This window comes from Pseudomonas fluorescens (assembly GCF_040448305.1).
GTDB classification, from domain to species: Bacteria; Pseudomonadota; Gammaproteobacteria; order Pseudomonadales; family Pseudomonadaceae; genus Aquipseudomonas; species Aquipseudomonas fluorescens_BH.
In genome coordinates this window covers 3,981,030-3,999,655 of the sequence record NZ_CP148752.1, presented here as the reverse complement: position 1 = coordinate 3,999,655, position 18,626 = coordinate 3,981,030, and the positions used below count along the sequence as shown (strand labels likewise).

The following is an 18,626-nucleotide window of genomic DNA, read 5'->3' as shown; positions in this document are numbered from 1 at the left end:
GTCACCTCTTTTCGACAGTTCGCAAATCGAGATCGAGACGCGCGCCGGCCTCGATCTCCACCCGCAGTTCGGGAAACACCAGCGCGCTCACTTCGACCAGCGTGGAGGTCGGGAACAGCGCCTGACCGGCGAAGAAGTCGCGACGCGCGCGACCCACTTCGTCCTTGTCGGCGATGGCGGTGACATACACCGTGAGCCGGTAGATATTGCCGACATGGCCACCGGCCGCTTCGACCAGCGCTCGAACCTTGCCCAGCACCACCAGGGTCTGGGCATAGGTATCGAGCGGCGTGCCGGATTCAGCGGCAAGGCGCGTGGCGGGATGACCGGTCATGCCGGACATCACCACCTCGTTGCCGATCAGCAAGGCATTCGACCAGGTGTTGCTGGCCGACTCGTTCAGCGAGTCGGCCTGAACACGTTGCACCGCTGCGTTCATGACAATTGCTTCGCGTCGATCAGCTCCAGTTGGGCCTTGGCCGCGTTTTTCAGGTAGCGACGCAGGCGCACTACACCAAGGTCGTGCTGGTAGAGGTTTTCCCGCTGGTTGGCGTCTGGTTCCATGAATTCGAGCAGCGTCCGATCCTGTTCCAGCACCGCCCAGTGGCGGGCTTCCAGACGATTCTTGTAGAGGAACCGCCAGGTGTCGCGTTGCCAGCCGGTCAGTGGGCGGCAACGCCAGTGGAACACCGCCGACATGGAAGGGCCGCTCGGCGTGTAGCTGCCGATGATGGTGAAGTTACCGCCCGGGCCGCCGGTTTTCGGATACGGGATTTCCAGGCGCAGCCAGTGGCAGCTGTCGTCCATGAATTCGGTCCAGTCGAAGTTCACCCCGCGCTGGCCTTCCTTCTCGAAGAAGAAACCTTTGTCGGTGTCGCGGGTGACGAACTTGGCGGTGGCTTCGCCTTCGCTCATGGAGTGCGACATCTTGTGCAGGTAGGTGCCGTGCATCGGGTCCATGACGTTGTCGATGACGTAGCGGTAGTCGCCTTTCCACTCGGCGTAGCAGACGAAGCTGCTCCACTCCGGGGAAGTCAGCTGCTCGGGCAGCACCAGTTCCGGTGGGTTTTCAACGTGCGGTTCGGCGGCGTTGTAGAGAAAGATCGCGCCGGCGGCTTCACGGGTGTGGAACATCCGGGTCGGGCGGCTGCCTTCGAGTTTGCAACCGGGGCTGCCGGGAACCTTGGTGACGGTACCGTCGCAGCGCACTTCGACGCCGTGATAAGGGCATTGCAGACGATCACCCAATACCGGGCCCTGGGACAACGGTGCGCCGCGATGTGGGCAATGGTCTTCGAGGGCATGCACACTGCCGTCATTGTCACGCCACAAGGCAATCTTGTAGCCCAGTCGACGGATCGACACCGGCTTCTCGCCCAGTTGGTCGCTCGGCAGGACCGGGAACCAGAGGTTCTTCAAGCCATTTGCCAGGAGGTTTTCTACAGGATCAACGGTTGTGTTCATGTTCATTTCTTATTTACCTCCGGCGGGTCATTCGCCCAGCCGAGCCATCAGGGTTTTATAGGCGTCCGGTGTCCATTCGCCGGTGGTCAGGGGGCAGGGCGGACCCGCCAGGTTCAGGTGCGCGAGCAGGTCGGGCAACTCGGTCACCCCGTTGCCGAAGGCGCGTTCGATGGAGTCGCCCAGCAACTCTTCGAACTGGGTGTTGGGGCGCTTGCGGGCCTGATTGGGCTGCAGGTAGGGTTCGGTATTGCTCATTTCATTGACCTCCGTTGCGTACCCGTTCGCGGATCGTTTCGCGCACGGGGATAAAGTCATACGTCGGGAAAACTTCGGTGCTGAACACGCCCCAGGCCGAGCGTTCGAGCTCGACGTTGAGGGTCGGCAGCAGGCTCGGCGGCAAACGCAGGGTGACGATCTGGCCCAGGCCCATGGCCACGGTCCAGGACATCACCTCGACGCCTTGCGGGGGAAAGCGCTCCCACCAGTCCTGCTGTTTCATGTGCCGCTGAATGTCTTCCAGGTTTTTCGATTGGTCGTGCTTGAGCAGCACGGTCACCAGCAAGGATTCGCTCATGCTCGTGACCTGCTCAGGGCTTCGGTTTGTCAGTCAGGAACTTGCCTTGCGGCGCCTCGACGTTTTGCTGGCGGCGGGTATTGCCATCGATGCCGCCAGCAATCGCCCATTCGGCGAAGACTGTCGGGCCGGGTTCGAAGTCGCGTGGTTCCCATTCGCCGGTCAGTTGGTCTTCGTCGGCGTAGTACTCGACCAGCGCGCCGGCCGGGTTCTTGAAGTACCAGAAGAAGGCCGAAGACACCGGGTGCCGCCCCGGGCCGATTTCAGTGGCCCAGCCGCTGCGGGAAATGTGCATGCCGCCGCCGAACACTTCGTGCACATCGCGCACGGTGAAGGCGACGTGGTTCAGGCCGGCGCGAGGGGCGGGCAGTTGCAGCATGAACAGATCGTGGTGACCGCCTTCTTCAGCGGTGCGCAGGAACGCGCCGCGATCCGGATAGCGGTCTGAGGCCTGGAAGCCGAAGCGCTCGTGATAGAAGGCTTCGCAGGCGTTGACGTCCTTGACGAAAAACACCACATGCCCGACCTCGATGGGTGTTGCGCGTTCGTAGACCGGCGCAGCCTTGTTGATCCGGCCCTTGGTTTGCCAGGTGTTATGGCCGCTGCACTCAATGTTCAGTTCACGCTTGCGGGTCACCTGCAGACGGATCGCCAGGCCATTGGGGTCGGTGCAACCAATACGGCCGTTCGCTTCGATGAAGCCCGGATCGTTGGCGATTCGTTCGCTGTAAAGCTTCAGGTCGGCGTCGCTTTCGACGCCCCAGACCACTTCGCGCACGGTTGAACCGGGCTCGATGGCCGGCGGCAGGCCAGCCTTATTGATGTCGGCGAGCACCACGCGGCAGCCGTTGAGGGTTTCAAAGATCACCTCGTCAGGTTGTTCGCTGACTTTGCTCAGGCCCCAGTCACTGAAAAACCGTGCGCTGGTGTCCAGGTCCTCGACACCGTAGGTGACTTCATCAATGCCTAAAACGCTCATAACCCTACCTCTCGTTGCACACCGGCCCAGGCCAGTGGCTGTTCATTCATGCCCCAATAAAGGCTTTTCTGTTCCATGTACTGCAGGATGCCGAGTCGACCTTTTTCGCGGCCCAGGCCACTGTCGCGCCAGCCACCGAACGGGGTGGAAATCGAGAACTGCTTGTAGGTGTTGATCCACACCGTACCGGCCTGGATTTTTCGACCCAGCGCCCAGGCGCGCTTGTAGTCGCCGGTCCAGATGCCGGCGGCGAGGGCGTACAGGCTGTCGTTGGCCTGCTCCAGCAATTGCGCTTCGTCGTCGAACGGCATGGCCACCAGCACCGGGCCGAAGATTTCTTCCTGGCACACTTGCTGGCTGTTGTTCAAACCTTCGAGGATGGTCGGCGGGTAGTAGTAACCCTGGTCGTAAACGCCGCCGCTCGGGCGCTTGCCACCGAGCAGCAGACGTCCGCCTTCTGCCAGCCCCAGCGCCACATAGCGTTCCACCGACTCGCGGTGGCCGGCGCTGATCAGCGGGCCCATTTGCGTACGCTCATCCGCCGGATCACCGACACGCAACTCGGCTGCCGCCGCCACCAGGCGCGCCATGAACGGCTCATACAGTGCGCGGGCGACGAACAACCGCGAACCGGCGATGCAGGCTTCGCCCGAAGAACTGAAGATGCCGTACAACACACCGGCCACCGCATGGTCGAGGTCGGCGTCATCGAGGATGATGGTCGGCGATTTGCCGCCCAGTTCCAGTGACACCGGCATCATCTTGTCGGCGGCGATGTGGGCAATGTGCTTGCCGGTTTTGGTACCGCCGGTGAACGACACGCGCTTGACCAGCGGGTGACGGGTCAGCGCATCGCCGAGCAGCGAGCCCTTGCCCGGCAGCACACTGAGCAGGCCTTTGGGCAACCCGGCGTCTTCGCAGATGCGCGCCAGTTGCAAGGCCATCAGCGGAGTGATTTCCGCAGGTTTGATGACCACCGCATTGCCGGCAGCCAGGGCCGGGGCGACTTTCTGCGCTTCGCTGGCAATCGGTGAGTTCCACGGTGTAATCGCGGCGATCACACCCATCGGCTCGTAAACGCTCATGCTGACGAAATCACCACGGGACGGCGTGATGGTTTCTTCGAGGGTTTCACAGGCCGCGGCGAAGAACTGGAAGGTGCCGGCCGCGCTGGCCACCAGGGCGCGGGTTTCGTTGATCGGCTTGCCATTGTCCTGGCGCTGCAATTGCGCCAGTTCTTCGCTGCGCTCACGGATCAGCTCGGCAATGCGGTACAGCACGCAGGCGCGTTCATGAGGTTTGCGCTGCGCCCAGCCGCTGTGCAGAAACGCCTGGTGGGCGCCTTGCACGGCCTCTTCAACGTCTTCGACACTGGCGGCGTTGAGCCAGGCAACGGCTTCGCCGGTGGCGGGGTAGCACGTGGCGTAGCGTTCACCACGCCCCAGCCGCCATTGGCCAGCAATGCAGATCGGTAAAGTCTGTTCGAGAGTCATCGCAGTCCCCTAAATCGAAATCGCGTGGGCGTGGTTGCCCAAGGCGCGGACGACGCTGTAAACGGTCAACGCCGAGGTCTTCGGGTTGGCCAGCAGCGGTTTACCACGCAGGCTCAGTTCGAACCCGCCAAAGGCGCCGCGGGCTTCGAAGTGGTGGACGTTCTCCTCGCTCAGTGGGTCGGCGATCAGGGTCACATGGGTGCGATCCAGGCCGAGACCGGCCAGCGACAAGGTCGCGGCGACGTTGGCGTTTTTCGGGTAGAGGTGCGCCGCTTCGCGGGCGCTGCCCTGAAAAATCACCGTGGCTTCGGTAAGGTTGTCCAAGTCAAAGGCCTGTTCAGCCGGGGTGTTTTTCCAGGCGCGCGCCGGTTTGCGTCCGGTGTAGTTCACCGCGTCCAGGCCCCCGACCTTGGCCGCCGACAAGGCGTCGATACCGCCGATGGCGCCGGGCAGCAATTCGATGCGGGTCTGACCGCGTTCGGCTGCCGCTTCCAGACGCTCTACCAGGCCGACTTCGGACAGCGCGCCGACCGAGACGATCAGGCAGGCAATGCCACGCTCCAACGCCGGCAACACATGTTCTTCGATGGCTTTGTGACCGGCGCACTCGACCAACAGGTCGGGGCGCGCGTCGGCCGGTAGCGCCGTCAGCACTTGCGGTGGTTGTTTGAAACTGGTCAGCCTTTGACGTACAAGCTCTTCGGAACCGGCCGAGGCGATGACGTAGTCGACGCACAACTGCGGGTCTTTCTCCAGCAGTTCGAGCACGCCGACGCCAATTGCGCCGCAGCCGATCATGGTGATATGCAACATGGCGAAGTCCTCAGGCCGTGGCTTTTTGCGCTTTGGTTTCGCTGTTGGGCGGACCGGCGAACTGGGTGGCGAAGCTGCCGACACTGAGCATGTCGACTTCCAGCAGGAACGGTCCCGGCTGCGCGAGTGCACCGTCGACGACCTTGCCGAAATCCTTCAGGTCGGTGACCAGGCCATGGCGCAGGTTCAGCGACTCGGCCAGCTTGGAATAGTCCGGTGTGTGCAGGTCGACGTAGCAATGGCGACTGCCGTACACCGCGTCCTGAATGTTGCGGATGACGCCGTAGCGCTGATCGTTCATCAGCAGAATCACCACGTTGGCGTTCTCTTGCACCAGCGTTGCCAGCTCGCCGAGGTTGAGAATGAAACCGCCGTCGCCGGCCAGGGCGAAGACCTTGCGCTCAGGTGCCGTTTCCGCTGCCGCAACGGCCGCGCCAATGCCCATCGACAAACCCTGGCCAATGCCGCCGCCCAATGCATGCACGCCGGCACGCGGATGGAACAGTGTCAGCAGGCGGTTGCCCCAGATGCTGTTGGAAAGCGTGACGTCGCGCACCCACGAGAAGTTGCGCCCGGTCAGGGCTTGCAGCTGTTCGACCATGGCCGAGTACGGGCCGAGGTCGGCGATCAGTTGCGTGCGGGATTTTTCACGCACGTGCTTGAGCTCGGCGAGGAACGTCGGGTCGATTTGCAGGCGACCTTCCAGACGATCCGCCAGGCCTTCCAGCGCCAGTGCCGAATCACCGCAGATGAACAGTTCGCTGTTGTAGCTGCGACCTTCGATGGCCGGGTTGGCGTCGATGCGCAGGGTGTTGCGTGGCAACTTCAGCGCGTATTTGAACGTCTCGTTGCTGCGCAGTCGTGAGCCGGCGATCAGCAGGGCGTCGCAACTCTGCAGGAATTGCTCGACCAGTTTGTTTTGCGAGAACGCACCGAGGCAGCGCTCGTCGTCTTCGTTGACCACACCGCGACCTTGGGTCGAGGTAATCACGCCGACGCCCATGTCCAGCAGGCGCTTGACTTGCGGGCCGGCATGCCGCGCGCCGCCGCCGAGCCACAACAGGGGACGGGTGGCCGTGGCCAGGCGCTCGGCCACCAGGTCCAGTGCTTCAGGTGCGGGCACGGCAACGGGAACCGGCAGCGGCGACAGGTCGGTCGGCATCGGGATGAAAGTCGACTGGATGTCGATCGGGATTTCAACGCTGACCGGCCCGGTCGGTGCGGTCAACGCGGTCTGCACGGCCAGCTTCATGGTGCTGAGTGCGGTTTCGACGCTGCGCACGCGGAACGCGGCCTTCGACACAGCCTTGAGCATGGTCAGCTGGTCACGGGCTTCGTGGATGTAAGCGAATTCCTGATCCAGATACGGCGTTTCGATTTGCCCGGTGATGTGCAGCAGCGGCGTGCCAGCGGTCAGCGCTTCGACCATCGCCCCGGCGGCGTTACCGGCCGCGGTGCCGGTGGACGTCAGGCAAACACCCAGGCCACCGGTGGTACGGGCGTAGGCGTCGGCCATGTTAGTGGCGCCGGCTTCACCGCGGGCCATGACGAAACGGATGTTGCCGCGCACGGCGAACGCATCGAGGATCGGCATGTTGTGGATCGAGATCACACCGAACGCGGCCTTGACGTCGCATTGCTCGAGAAACGCGGTGATGGCAGCGCCAACGGTGACAGTATTTTCATTACGCATGGCGGGACAGGCCTCCAGAAACATCGATATGGCTGCCTGTGGTGTAAGCCGACAGAGGCGAGGCCAGAAACAGGATTGCGCGGGCCGCTTCAATCGGCAGGCCCAGGCGTCCCAAGGGAATGTGTTTGCGTTGTGCCAGCTGAGCGGTCCATTGGGCCCAGTCCAGATCCCGCTCTTCGCGGGCTTCGAAACGTCGGCGCCATTGCCCGGACTCGACCAGGCCAATGAGGATGCCGTTGACCCGAATGCCTTCGACGGCAAATTCGGTGGCCATCGAGCGCACCAGGTTCATCACCCCTGCGCGCGCGGCCGAGGTGGCGACCATGTGCGGTTCCGGCTGGCTGGCCAGCAGCGAATTGACACAGACGATGGCCGCGTTCGCTTCACCTTGCAGCTGTGCCTTGAAGGCGCGGACCGGGTTGATGACCGAGAAAAATTTCAGGTTCAGTTCTTCGGTCCAGGCGCTGTCCGTGGTCTCGGCGAAGGTCGACACGCGACCTTGTCCGGCGTTGTTGATCAGCACGCTGGCCGGCCCCAATGCAGCAAGGCTGGCGGCGGCAAAGGCGTTGACCGAGTCGGCGTCAAGGACGTTGCAGACCTGGGCCAGCAATCGCGCCTTGGGAAAGCGCTGACGTAATTTGTCTTCGGCGCCGCGCAGGCGATCTTCGTCGCGCCCGCAGAAGGCCACGGCTGCACCGGCTTCGAGCAACAGCTCGACACAGGCCAGGCCAATTCCCGAAGAACCACCGGTGACAATCGCGGTGCTGTCTTGCAGTTGATAGAGACTCATCTCAATCCCTCATCAGAGCCGTTACGCGGTTGTGGCCGTCGTGGCCAGTCGCAGTGTTGTAATCGAGCAACCGCGACAGTTCGTCAGCGCTGCGACGTACTTGCAGGAGCAATTCGTTGAAGTTGACGTGAACGATCTGAGTGGTCGGAATCGTCACGCCCAGCGCCGCGACGATCTGCCCGGATTGATCGCGCACCGGGGCGGCGACGGTCGAGATCGCCGACTCGAAGAAGCCTTCACCGCTGATAAATCCGCGCTGACGGTCGGCTTGAACCATGTCAAACAACTCCATCACGGTTTTCGGCGTGCAGGGCGAGAACTGTTCCAGATGATCTTCCGGGTACAGCTCGCGCAATTCTGCCAGCGACAGGTCTTCGAGCAGGATGCGGCCAAGAACGGTGGCGTGGGCGGGCAGGCGGGTGCCGACATTCACCGCGGTGGAGAACACCGACGGCGGCGAGACCTTGGCCACGTAGACGATCGAGCGGCCGTCGCGCACCACCAGATTGCTCGGGTAGTTGAGGCGGTCGCACAAGCGGGCCAGCAGCGGCTGACCGAGCTCGGTCAGTTCCAGTGAGGCGAGGTACTCGAAGCCCAGGCGCAGCACCGACATGCCGAGGCGGTATTCATTGCCGCTGCGGGTCACGAAGCCCATGGTTTCCAGCGTCGTCAGCAGACGAAAGATTGTCGAGCGCGGCAGCGACAGGCGTCGGGCCAGTTCCGGCGCGGTCAGCGTGCGATTGCGTCGGCTGAATTCGCACAGCAGCAGCAGGCCGCGCTCCAGACCTGGCACGATGTATTTGTCCTGAGCGTCCTTCAGCAGATCTGAATCGTTCATAGCGATGCACCTGTCAGGGATTCTTCGATAGCGAAGGCCAGGCGGCCTGCCACTACACAAGGTTGTTCGATGGGGCTGGCGTGCCCGGCATCTTTGATAAGGTCGAAAGTACCGCCCAGGGCCTTGGCCAGGGTCTGGCAGCTTTCGGGAGCCGTGATGCCGTCGGCTTCGCCGCAATGCACTTCGCAAGGCATTGAAAGCGGTGCATGGCGCAGCAGATCCTCGCCGCACAGCAGTTCTATGGCCTGGCGATAACCCTCTGGCTTGAGCCGCGCCATGTTCCACTGCACCCAGGCCTGTGCCTGAGGGCTGGCAGCGGGGGAGAGCATGTAGGCACTGCGCTGCTCGGCCATGTGTTGAATGCCCAACTGTTCCAGGGCGCGCAGGCGTTTATTGCGCACTTCCTGGCGCTGCAAGGCGCGTGATGGATGGCCATAGCCCTGCGCCGGGCTGATCAACACCAGGCGGCTGATGCGCTGTTGGTGCACGCCACTGGCGAAAGCGATGGCGGTAATTGCCCCGAGTGAATGCCCCACCAGCACGCAGCGCTGGATGCCCAGCGCGTCGAGCATCTGCAGCAGCCGTTCGGCATAATCCGAAGCATCGGGGGCCAAGGCTCTGAGCGGCGTGGAGTCGCCGTATCCGGGCGCGTCCCAGGCAATCACCCGGGCGCTGCGGCCAAGCTCCTGCGCCACCTCTAACCACGACGCCGAGCCCGAGCCAATCCCGTGCAACAACACAATGGCAGGACCGCTTCCGCATTCGCGAAAGGCCTGGCGTGCGCCCGCGATCTCCAGCGTGCGCTGGGGAAAGTCCCGGGCCAATTGAGCCTGGAGACCGGCGGTGAGCCGCGGGGCGAGATTATCGATGGCGTGTGACATGGGCTTATCCGCGCTTGATCGAGGCCAGGGGGTGTTCTGGCGGGTAGGTCGGGGTCAGCGGTTTTTTCGCACCGAGCATCACGCACATCAGCGCGTCTTCATCGCCGATGTTGATCTCTTCGCGGTACACGCCGGGCGGCACGGAAATGACGTCGCGGTCGGTGAGGATGGTTTCGAAACGCTCGCCGTCCTTTTCGATGATCACCTTGAGTTTGCCGCGCAGCACGAAGAACACTTCTTCAACGTCGGTGTGCAGGTGCGGCGGGCCTTCGTGACCGGCCGGAATCACCATGGTCGAGAACGTGAAGTTCTCCGACGGGATAGTGTTCATGTCCGAGGTCACGCCGGTGCCACCGGTGCCGATGTAGCGCATTTGCGCGCGGCGGAATTTCGGGTCGTAGTCGGCCTGGAATTTCAAGGCGCTCCAGTCGTACTTGCGGGTTTCGTAGCGCGCGATACGGGTTTTCATCCAGCTTTCGAGATCGCTGCCGGCGGGCTGTTCCCAGCTTTTCGGGGTGTCGTGCTGTGTATTCAAGTTTGCAGAAAGGTCGGTCATGACAGTCTCCATTATCAAGGCATGACGAACCCGCCGTTGACCGGCAAGGTTTGTCCAGTGATGAAGCGGGCGAGGTCGGACAGCGCGAACAACACGGCGCCGCTGACGTCTTCGGGAAGTTGTGGGCGTTGAATGGCCCGTTGATCGTTGTACAAACGGTGGCGGGCTTCAGGCACATAAGCCGTGGCCTCGACCAGCACCAGGCCGGGCGCGATGGCGTTGACCGTGATGTTGTCGGTCCCCAGTTCGCGGGCCAGGCTGCGGGTCATGGCGATGATTGCGCCCTTGCTCGCGACATACGCCAGCAGGTTCGGCGCACCCCACAGCGGGGTGTCGGAGGCCAGGTTGACAATGGCGCCATGACCGCTGGCGCGCAGGGCAGGCAGACAGGCCTTGGTCATCAACCAGGTGCCGCGCACGTTGACTTGCATGACCTGATCCCAGGTGTCCAGGCTCAGCTCTTCGCAGGTCTTGCCGCCGGAGTTGGTGATCGAGGCGTTGTTCACCAGACCGTCGAGCCCACCGAGCAAACGGGTGGTTTCGGCGATGCAGGCGTCGATCGAATCCGGTTGCGCCAGGTCGACCGTCACGCCGTGCACGGTCAGGCCTTCAGCGACCAGTTCGGCGGCCGATTGCTGCACACGTTCGGCGAGAATGTCGGCGATGACCACGTGGGCACCGGCCCGGCCGATGGCCTGGGCAAAGGCGTAACCCAACCCGCGGGCGCCACCGGTGACCAGCACGCGACGGCCTTCGAGCAAGCGATTGAAGGTCGTCATCATTGGGTGCTCAGCATGGCTTTGGGCATGTAGTGCAGGACACGTTTTTCGGTCCAGACCACTGCGCCGTAAGCGAGTACACCGATCAGCGTGAGCATGACAATGGCCACGAACACGCCTGCGGTATTGCCCTGACCTTCGGCATCGACCAGCAGGAAGCCCAGGCCCTGATTGCCGCCCACCAGTTCACCGACGGTGACACCGATGACGGCCAGGGTCGAAGCGATGCGCAGGCCGGAGAACAGCGCGGCCATGGCCGAAGGAAACTCCACCAGGCGAAAGATCTGCCAGCGACTGGCGTTCATGGTCCGCACGAGGTTGATCATGTCCGGGTCCACGGTGCGGATTGCCGACAGTACGTTGATCATCACCGGGAAGAACACGATCAGGATGGCGATCAGGATCTTCGGGTAAATGGTGTAGCCCAGCCACATGACGAACAGCGGGGCGAAGGCGACTTTCGGGGCGATCTGCAGGGCGAGGATGTACGGCGACAGCATGGCCTCAGCGGCGGGCGAAAGGCCCAGCGACACACCGATCACCACGCCGAGCAGGGCACCCAGGCCAAAGCCGACAATGATTTCGAAGGCGGTGATCAGGGTGTGTTGCAACAGGCCGCCGGTGTGCCACATCACCAGGCTTTCCTGGGCCACGCGGCTCAGCTGCGGCATCACGAATTCGGGCATGCCGAGCAATCCCGGGCCCCATTGCCAGAGCACCAGGAACAGGATCAGCAGGGCGACGCTGCCGAGCATGGAGTTATTAAGGTTTTTCATCGTGTCGGTACCTTGTTGTCACTGGCCGTCATTGCGCGGCTGTTTGGGTGTCGATGAACTGGTTGGTGTACAGGTCGTCGAGCTTTGGCTCCTGGGTGACGATGCCTTCGCTGACATAGAACTGGCGGACCGTTTCAAGTCGCGCCGGATCGATGCGCCCCGGTACTAACTGATTGGCGTAGACGTGCTCGACATAGAGCTTGAAGACCTTCTCCAGCGACGCTTCCTTGCCGGCATAAGCCGGGACCGCCTTGGCGAATGTGGCCGCTGCGGCTTTAGGGTCTTGAATGATGTCGTTCATGCCTTGCAGGGTGGCCTGGACCACATCACGGACAATCTGCGGGTGATGCTCGATGGCGTCGTCGGACGCGAGAATCGCCTGGGCCATGCTTTCGAAAATCTGTGCCTGCGGGATCAGTTTGATCTTCACCCCGGCTTCCTCGGCGTTGACCACCCAGTCCGGCACGCCCGCCATCGCCTGGGATTTGTCGGCCGAGAACAACTGCCACACGCCCGATGGACCGGCCGCCTGGATGTTCACATCGGTCTTGCTCAGGCCGGCTTTGCGCAGCGAGGCGAGCAGGGCGTAGTAGGTGGTGTCCGAGTAGGACATCACCGTCATGGTCTTGCCCTTGAGGTCGGTGATGGAATTGATGTTTTCCGCTGCATTGGTGGCAATCATGGTCACGCCGCCGGCACCGAGCACCGCGACGGCGCGCACTGGAATCCCGTTGGCCCGCACCACGATCGGGGTATCGCCGATGGCGCCGCCGAGCATGGCGTTACCGGCGCCGATCTGTTTCGCCACGTCCACGCCGCCCTTGGCAGCGATGAAGGTCATGTTCAGGTTCCGGGCTGCGTAGTAGCCCTTCTGCTGCGCGATGATCCATGGGGCGAACGCCGGCGAGTTCGGTGGCGCCGGCAACAGGTAAGTCACGTCGGTCGACTGCGCCTGAGCGGCGAAAGCCATGCCCAGGCCGAGCGCGATGCCGGTAACCTGGCTGAAGCGTTGAAACAGAGACTTGAACATGCGTACTCCTCAATCGGTTGATGGCCACACGGGCGTGGATCAATGCAGTTCGGTGTCTTCACTGACTTGCAGCAACTCCATCAGGCGACCGACCAGCGGGCCGATCTCCGGCAGCTTGCGGCGCTCCAGCGGGTTGTCGCGGAACGGCAGATCAATGTTGATTTCTTCGATGATGGTGCCGGGGCGGGCGCTCATGACCAGCAGCCGATCCGACATGGCGATGCCTTCGATCAGGTCATGGGTAATGAACAGTGCGGTTTTCTTTTCATCAAACAGCATCCGCGCCATGTCCTGTTGCAGGATCATCTTGGTCTGCGCATCCAGCGCCGAGAATGGCTCGTCGAGGAACAGCACTTGCGGGTCGATTGCCAAGGTGCGGGCCAGGGCAGCACGCTGGCGCATGCCACCCGACAGCTGGAACGGGTAATGGTCGGCAAAGCCTTGCAGGTGGCAACGATCGAGCAGATCTTTGGCCACGGCCTGACGTTTGGCGGCCGCCACACCTTGTATTTCCAGGCCCAGTTCAACGTTGCGGCGAATACTGCGCCACGGCATCAACAGGTCTTTTTGCAGCATGAACGCGACCTGACGGACCGGGCCGGTGACCGCTTCACCACCGACGAACACTTCGCCTTCGGTCGGACGATAGAGGCCGGAACCCATATTGAGGATGGTGCTCTTGCCGCAACCGGAAGGGCCGATGATCGACACCACTTCACCACGGCGAATCTTGAAGTTGACCCCGCGAATGGCGAACGGCGCTTCGGGCTTGCCCTTGGCCGGAAAACATTTACCGACATTGCGAAATTCAATTTCGGTGGGCTCCAGGTCTTCCTTGGGAGCGGAGTTGTTCCATTGAGGGGTGACGGCGTACATCTCTTTCACAGCCATTGGGAAGGGTCTCTGGTCTGTTTTATAGGTGATACGGTGTTTAGTGCATGAACAATGCCAGAGATTGGCTGATTCGTTTTTATGTTGGAAAACCATTTAAAAACAACGATTTAAGAGTTATTTAAAGATTTGATGGCGTTTCATATATGAAACGTAGTTTCTTATATGGCACGAAATTGCACATCGATTGTGCGAGGCTCGATGATTTTCGAGCAGGCAGTGCTTTTTTAAGTAACGCTGAGCGTGTGGAAATAACGAATTTGTTTTAAATGTGAAACAAAGTTTGCCGAAACAAAAAACGGGCCCGATAAGGCGCCCGTTTTTATTACGAGAAGATTGTGAAATGCGTCGGCGCACTGACTACTGGCCGTATGAAAGTGTGTTCTTTGCTGAGGATGCCGACGTGTTCAGCTGTTACCCGGCACTAGCGGCTGTGCAAGTGAGCGGATAACTGCGTGGTGATCGATCCGTATTGACGCCCCGTAAGGCAGCGGATCAGTGCCTTTCGCATTCGGACGATGGGCACGTTGATGGGGATGTTGAACCGAAAGACTTGTGCTGCTCGCCAGTTCACAGCGCATGCGATCATGGGGGCTAGCCTCAGAACCGCAAAAAGAATGCGAGGGTGGTTTCCTAGGCCACCCTCGCATCCGTTCACGCGCGCAAAACCTCAAACGCTGCCAAAAAAGATGTCGGTACTCTGAAGATCGACCCCGACCAAGGTGATGGTCGTTGCTTGTCCGCCAGACTCGGCAACCGTCACGACGCTGTCTGCGCCGGTGTTGTCGATCGATTGGACAACGGCGTTCGGGTCGCCGTTGAGCACCAGCTTGTCTTGCACGCCAGCGCCCACATCGAAGCCGGTGACCTGGTACAGGATCTCATTGACTGACAGATCGATGTTGAACGCATCCTGTTCACCGATCGTGCCCGCCAGCGTGAAGTCGAAGGGTGCGTTGGCCGGTTCGTTGGCGAACAGGTTGGCGTCAAACGCACTCGTCGCCGAGTCCCCGTCCTTGTCCGTCAGCGTCGCGCTGAACGCCAGCTGGACATCGCTGGCCAGACTCTCGCTCTCCTGAATGAACTGGATCACCGGGATCTTGATATCGCCACGGCCCATCGTCAGCTGAACAGCGTCGATCAGTGACGCCCCCGCCTTCTCGACGAGGAAGGACACCTGCCCGCCAGCCTCCGGCGTCAGGGTGTTCACCTCGACGCGGTCCGAAAACGTCCCATCCGCGTAGTAGATCCTGTAGTACAGGTCCTCGGTCGCCGTGTTGTAACCCGCCACGGAGTTGTCGATGAAGACCTTCATTGCTGTCAACAGGCTCTCTGGGTTGATGACGAAACTTTCATCGGCGGCGCTGATTGCCGCCAGGTTATCTCCCTGGAACACGTTATTGGCGACGCCGATGCCGGACGTGCTGACGTTCATGGCCCTCGGGTCGATGTACGACGGCAGGGGGTTGGTTTGTAGCGCGGCTTCGGTGGGGTCGGGTGCTCCGAGCCCGATGCCGGTCAGGATGTCCGCAGTCGACGCAAGCGCCGTCGCGGAAAAGAACACAATCTCCTCGGAGGCCGAAGGAATAGCCGGGTTACTCGTCTGCGGAATCAACAATGTGCGCACTGGATCCGGGCCGCCGGCCGCGAGCGAGCCGTCGGCACTGCTGAGCACGATCGTCGAACGGAAGCCTTGCACCAGATCCAGTGCATAGCGGCCATCGGCATAGGCGGTCAGCGTGTAGTCGACGGTGGTGTTCGCCGTTGCGGCGTTGTTGTCGAAATCACCGGTCAAGGTTCCCGCGAATTGGTACGCGCCATTAGCATCCGGTGACAGCGCCAGCTCGGTGAGCGTGCCGGTCCCGGTCGTGGTCGTATTGTCTGGCCTGACGAGGGTGAACTGGTTATTGACCAACGAAATATCCAGACCGGCCGCACCCAGCTCGTCGGCTCCCGTCGCCATATTCCAGAACCCGGATTGCGCCAGGACGCTACCGGTCCCGATCAGGTTGCCGAAAGCGAGTGCCGGGCCGTCATCCCTGAACACCAGGTTATGCCCGATGTTCAGCGTCGCTGGGGCGCTGTCGCCGTCCCTGTCGGTAATGGTCGCCGTCAGCGTCACCAGGTTGTCCGAGGTCAAACTCCTCGAATCATCGGGATTGGCTGGGTCGGAATGCACCACGGCGCGGAGCTGGTCGAGCGTGACGCTGCCATTGGCGGCGACGCTGACCGTGAACACCAGCAGGTTGCCCGTGGCCGTGCGGCCTTCCACCACGGTGCCATTGAGCGACAGGTTCACCGCCTGGCCCGAGGCCGTGTCCGTCAGCCCGGAGGCTCCGGCCACCACGCCCAGCGCATAGGTCAGGGTGCCAGCCCCATCAGCACCAAACCCTGAATTGAAGTTGGCGGCAAAGCTCTGGGTATCGTTGGTCAACAGTACCGTCTCGTCCACCGTCAGCGTCGGCTCCGTGCCGGTAGTGGTGATGCTCGGTCCGTCGTCCTTGAACACCAGATTCTGCCCGATGTTCAACGTTGCCTGGTCGCTGTCGCCCTCCTTGTCGGTAATGGTCGCCGTCAGCGTCACCAGGTTGTCCGAGGTCAGGCTCGTCGAATCATCGGGATTGGTTGGGTCGGGATGCACTACGGCGCGAATCTGGTTGAGCGTGACGCTGCCATTGACGGCGACGCTGACGGTGAACACCAGCAGGTTGTCCGTGGCCGTGCGACCTTCCACAACGGTGCCATTGAGCGACAGGTTCACCGCGTCGCCCGTGGCCGTGTCGGTCAGCCCGGAGGCTCCGGCCACCACGCCCAGCGCATAGGTCAGCGTGCCAGCCCCATCCGCGCCAAACTCTGAATTGAAGTTGGCGGCAAAGCTCTGGGTATCGTTGGTCAACAGTACCGTCTCGTCCACCGTCAGCGTTGGTTCCGTGCCGGTAGTGGTGATGCTCGGTCCGTCGTCCTTGAACACCAGGTTGTGCCCGATGTTCAACGTCGCCGGGGCGCTGTCGCCGTCCCCATCGGTAATGGTCGCCGTCAGCGTCACCAGGTTGTCCGAGGTCAGGCTCGTCGAATCATCAGGATTGGTTGTATCGGGATGCACCACCGCCCGGATCTGGTCAAGCGTGACGACACCATTGGCGGCCACGCTGACCGTGAACACCAGCAGGTTGTCCGTGGCCGTGCGACCTTCCACCACGGTGCCGTTGAGCGACAGGTTCACTGCGTCGCCCGTGGCCGTGTCAGTCAGCCCGGAGGCTCCGGCCACCACGCCCAGCGCATAGGTCAGGGTGCCAGCCCCATCCGCACCAAACTCTGAATTGAAGTTGGCGGCAAAGCTCTGGGCATCGTTGGTCAACAGTACCGTCTCATCCACCGTCAGCGTCGGCTCCGTGCCGGTGGGGCTGATGCTCGGTCCGTCGTCGTCGAAGATCATCTGGGAGCCGATTTCGGTGGTCGTAACAGAGGCTTGGACCAGCGTGAAACCACCGATATCAAAGTCGGCGTGATCATTGCCCCTGGCATTGACGGCCGCCCCGTTCTCGACGAGCACGCGGTTGTGATCCGACGTTGTGGTGTATTCAATCTGGTAGCCGGCTTTAACGCCGGTGATGGTGGCAACCCCTTCAGGAGTAAAGCTGATGGAAATGGCGGGATCATTCACCGAGCCGTCTGAATTCTCGATCACCAGCCCGGTGCTATTGTTGATGACGCGCACATTGGTGATTGCAACCGGCGTATCGTCCGCGTATCCGTTGATGAAATCCGTGCCAGGTTCAGCAGCGGTACTGAATGCGCTGATTTTTACGATAGCGCTCTTGCCGCTTTGCAATTGCACAACGTCGAAATTGGCCGACGTCGTGTTGTAGACGTTGGTAAAGTCGATGTTGGATTCAAGATCTGCTTCGTTCTGATCCAGGCTGGGAATGGTCACATCCTGTCTGGCACCCGTGACGAACGAAAAGCGAATGCCCTCTTGTTCCACAATCATCTGATTGTTGGTGCCGAAGGTGGTCGGGCCACCCGCCTGGCTGGTATTGATCGTGTCGCCAGTGTTTATGTTGACGCCGCTTGACTGGTCTGCGGGGTCCTTGCCGGTGGCAATGATGGTGGGATCCGTGATCCGCGTGACACCATCGACAATTTCAGTTTCCGGGTTCAATTTCGTGAACATCAGGAACAGGTTCTGACCGGAGGGTGCATTGGCCAGACTGAATTCCAGGTCCTGGCTGGTGCCGATGAAAACCTTATCCAGCAGATTGACCGAATCATCGGCGTTCGTACTATCTGGATGGCTGAGTGGTTGGTATTCCACGACCCAGATCTTGCCGCCCGTGACCGGCGAACCGGTTTCTTCAATGTAGGCAGCGAACACGATCGCGCCGGCCGGGCCCCCGGCTCGACCCAAAACGATGTTGTTGTCGTTCGTGTCGGTATAGAGAAAGATGCTGGTGCCATCGAGGGTATCCAGTCCGCTGTCCTGGCCATCGAGCGGTGCGCCTGAACTGTCGGTGAAGCTGATATCGGTAATGTTTGCTCCGGGGGCAGCGGTGATGGTGAATGCATCGCTGCCGGTGTTGCCAACGGCACCGGTATAGCCGCTCAAGGCTGCGCCCGTTGCGGTACCTGCCCCAAGTCCGGCCAAACGGTCAGCGAAGCTCGTGGGCAGGGACGCCACCAGAATGTCGTTGTCGTCAGCGTCCCCCGCAGGGGTTGGCGTGGCAGTGGCGTTCTGCAACCCGGCCGATTCGTCCAGCGTGACGTCCGCGCCGGTCGCCACGACGCCCAAAGCGCTGGCTGTAACCGATGTTGTCACCACTGAATCGTTGAGGTCAGTGGTGAGTGACGGAGTGTTTAGGGGGGGCAGATCGTTCGTTAGCGACGAGTTTTTTTTGTGAGTAGCCATGACGTTCTCCAAAGCAATTGCAGTCACCAAAGCGGACCGTGGACCTTTTTCAGGTACGTGCCACAACTATGGATAAACGCCGGGCGATATACATCGGCCGATACTCCCAGGCGGGGTGGGAGTTTCAGACTACTGGGAGGGGGAGACGGGATGACGCGAAGGA

17 protein-coding genes are annotated in these 18,626 nt (G+C 61.5%); all 17 read right to left on the bottom strand.

The genetic code is table 11. From position 1 onward, the window contains the following. Position 1 precedes the first annotated feature (1 nt). Positions 2 to 439, bottom strand: a complete 438-nt coding sequence (locus WHX55_RS18145) for a RidA family protein (protein ID WP_353740963.1) — start codon at positions 437 to 439, stop codon at positions 2 to 4. Further along, a complete protein-coding gene (locus WHX55_RS18140; protein WP_150756355.1) occupies positions 436 to 1,470 on the bottom strand; it encodes an aromatic ring-hydroxylating dioxygenase subunit alpha in 1,035 nt (344 codons plus the stop codon). Before WHX55_RS18140 ends, WHX55_RS18145 begins: the two co-directional genes overlap by 4 nt. Before the next feature lie 21 nt (positions 1,471 to 1,491). Then, the gene (locus WHX55_RS18135; RefSeq protein ID WP_150725541.1) at positions 1,492 to 1,719 is read right to left on the bottom strand and encodes a recombinase-like helix-turn-helix domain-containing protein; all 228 of its coding nucleotides are present in this window, start codon (positions 1,717 to 1,719) and stop codon (positions 1,492 to 1,494) included. Position 1,720: 1 nt separating this feature from the next. Then, positions 1,721 to 2,038: a hypothetical protein gene (locus WHX55_RS18130; RefSeq protein WP_150725542.1), complete on the bottom strand. Its 318-nt coding sequence runs from the start codon at positions 2,036 to 2,038 to the stop codon at positions 1,721 to 1,723. A 13-nt stretch (positions 2,039 to 2,051) separates the two neighbouring features. Beyond that, positions 2,052 to 3,017, bottom strand: coding sequence for a VOC family protein (locus WHX55_RS18125; RefSeq protein ID WP_150756354.1), 966 nt, complete (start codon positions 3,015 to 3,017; stop codon positions 2,052 to 2,054). Then, positions 3,014 to 4,510 (bottom strand): aldehyde dehydrogenase, encoded by a 1,497-nt coding sequence (locus WHX55_RS18120; protein WP_151214328.1) that lies wholly within the window; start codon positions 4,508 to 4,510, stop codon positions 3,014 to 3,016. Before WHX55_RS18120 ends, WHX55_RS18125 begins: the two co-directional genes overlap by 4 nt. A 9-nt stretch (positions 4,511 to 4,519) precedes the next feature. After that, positions 4,520 to 5,323 (bottom strand): aspartate dehydrogenase, encoded by an 804-nt coding sequence (locus WHX55_RS18115; protein ID WP_150725545.1) that lies wholly within the window; start codon positions 5,321 to 5,323, stop codon positions 4,520 to 4,522. A 10-nt stretch (positions 5,324 to 5,333) separates the two neighbouring features. Beyond that, positions 5,334 to 7,016: a thiamine pyrophosphate-binding protein gene (locus WHX55_RS18110; RefSeq protein ID WP_150756351.1), complete on the bottom strand. Its 1,683-nt coding sequence runs from the start codon at positions 7,014 to 7,016 to the stop codon at positions 5,334 to 5,336. Then, positions 7,009 to 7,806: an SDR family oxidoreductase gene (locus tag WHX55_RS18105; RefSeq protein ID WP_150756350.1), complete on the bottom strand. Its 798-nt coding sequence runs from the start codon at positions 7,804 to 7,806 to the stop codon at positions 7,009 to 7,011. Before WHX55_RS18105 ends, WHX55_RS18110 begins: the two co-directional genes overlap by 8 nt. Before the next feature lies 1 nt (position 7,807). Further along, complete coding sequence (locus WHX55_RS18100) at positions 7,808 to 8,644, bottom strand: IclR family transcriptional regulator (RefSeq protein ID WP_150725548.1); 837 nt, start codon at positions 8,642 to 8,644, stop codon at positions 7,808 to 7,810. Then, entirely contained in the window at positions 8,641 to 9,525 is an 885-nt protein-coding gene (locus tag WHX55_RS18095) for an alpha/beta hydrolase (protein ID WP_150725549.1), read from the bottom strand. The genes WHX55_RS18100 and WHX55_RS18095 overlap by 4 nt, the downstream gene beginning before the upstream one ends. 4 nt (positions 9,526 to 9,529) lie before the next feature. Further along, on the bottom strand, positions 9,530 to 10,081 hold the full coding sequence (locus WHX55_RS18090; protein ID WP_150756349.1) for a cupin domain-containing protein: 552 nt from the start codon (positions 10,079 to 10,081) through the stop codon (positions 9,530 to 9,532). Positions 10,082 to 10,095: 14 nt separating this feature from the next. After that, a complete protein-coding gene (locus WHX55_RS18085) occupies positions 10,096 to 10,863 on the bottom strand; it encodes an SDR family oxidoreductase (RefSeq protein WP_150725551.1) in 768 nt (255 codons plus the stop codon). Then, complete coding sequence (locus WHX55_RS18080; RefSeq protein WP_150725552.1) at positions 10,860 to 11,636, bottom strand: ABC transporter permease; 777 nt, start codon at positions 11,634 to 11,636, stop codon at positions 10,860 to 10,862. Before WHX55_RS18080 ends, WHX55_RS18085 begins: the two co-directional genes overlap by 4 nt. Positions 11,637 to 11,664: 28 nt before the next feature. Further along, positions 11,665 to 12,666 (bottom strand): ABC transporter substrate-binding protein, encoded by a 1,002-nt coding sequence (locus WHX55_RS18075; protein ID WP_150725553.1) that lies wholly within the window; start codon positions 12,664 to 12,666, stop codon positions 11,665 to 11,667. A 39-nt stretch (positions 12,667 to 12,705) separates the two neighbouring features. Continuing rightward, on the bottom strand, positions 12,706 to 13,542 hold the full coding sequence (locus WHX55_RS18070; protein ID WP_224789134.1) for an ABC transporter ATP-binding protein: 837 nt from the start codon (positions 13,540 to 13,542) through the stop codon (positions 12,706 to 12,708). A gap of 685 nt (positions 13,543 to 14,227) precedes the next feature. Further along, on the bottom strand, positions 14,228 to 18,463 hold the full coding sequence (locus WHX55_RS18065; protein ID WP_353740962.1) for a DUF5801 repeats-in-toxin domain-containing protein: 4,236 nt from the start codon (positions 18,461 to 18,463) through the stop codon (positions 14,228 to 14,230). Positions 18,464 to 18,626 lie beyond the last annotated feature (163 nt).

Coding starts and splice junctions, on each gene's coding strand:
- WHX55_RS18145 (WP_353740963.1), bottom strand. CDS start 439: ATGAACGCAGCGGTGCAACGTGTTCAGGCCGACTCGCTGAACGAGTCG.
- WHX55_RS18140 (WP_150756355.1), bottom strand. CDS start 1,470: ATGAACATGAACACAACCGTTGATCCTGTAGAAAACCTCCTGGCAAAT.
- WHX55_RS18135 (WP_150725541.1), bottom strand. CDS start 1,719: ATGAGCAATACCGAACCCTACCTGCAGCCCAATCAGGCCCGCAAGCGC.
- WHX55_RS18130 (WP_150725542.1), bottom strand. CDS start 2,038: ATGAGCGAATCCTTGCTGGTGACCGTGCTGCTCAAGCACGACCAATCG.
- WHX55_RS18125 (WP_150756354.1), bottom strand. CDS start 3,017: ATGAGCGTTTTAGGCATTGATGAAGTCACCTACGGTGTCGAGGACCTG.
- WHX55_RS18120 (WP_151214328.1), bottom strand. CDS start 4,510: ATGACTCTCGAACAGACTTTACCGATCTGCATTGCTGGCCAATGGCGG.
- WHX55_RS18115 (WP_150725545.1), bottom strand. CDS start 5,323: ATGTTGCATATCACCATGATCGGCTGCGGCGCAATTGGCGTCGGCGTG.
- WHX55_RS18110 (WP_150756351.1), bottom strand. CDS start 7,016: ATGCGTAATGAAAATACTGTCACCGTTGGCGCTGCCATCACCGCGTTT.
- WHX55_RS18105 (WP_150756350.1), bottom strand. CDS start 7,806: ATGAGTCTCTATCAACTGCAAGACAGCACCGCGATTGTCACCGGTGGT.
- WHX55_RS18100 (WP_150725548.1), bottom strand. CDS start 8,644: ATGAACGATTCAGATCTGCTGAAGGACGCTCAGGACAAATACATCGTG.
- WHX55_RS18095 (WP_150725549.1), bottom strand. CDS start 9,525: ATGTCACACGCCATCGATAATCTCGCCCCGCGGCTCACCGCCGGTCTC.
- WHX55_RS18090 (WP_150756349.1), bottom strand. CDS start 10,081: ATGACCGACCTTTCTGCAAACTTGAATACACAGCACGACACCCCGAAA.
- WHX55_RS18085 (WP_150725551.1), bottom strand. CDS start 10,863: ATGATGACGACCTTCAATCGCTTGCTCGAAGGCCGTCGCGTGCTGGTC.
- WHX55_RS18080 (WP_150725552.1), bottom strand. CDS start 11,636: ATGAAAAACCTTAATAACTCCATGCTCGGCAGCGTCGCCCTGCTGATC.
- WHX55_RS18075 (WP_150725553.1), bottom strand. CDS start 12,666: ATGTTCAAGTCTCTGTTTCAACGCTTCAGCCAGGTTACCGGCATCGCG.
- WHX55_RS18070 (WP_224789134.1), bottom strand. CDS start 13,542: ATGTACGCCGTCACCCCTCAATGGAACAACTCCGCTCCCAAGGAAGAC.
- WHX55_RS18065 (WP_353740962.1), bottom strand. CDS start 18,463: ATGGCTACTCACAAAAAAAACTCGTCGCTAACGAACGATCTGCCCCCC.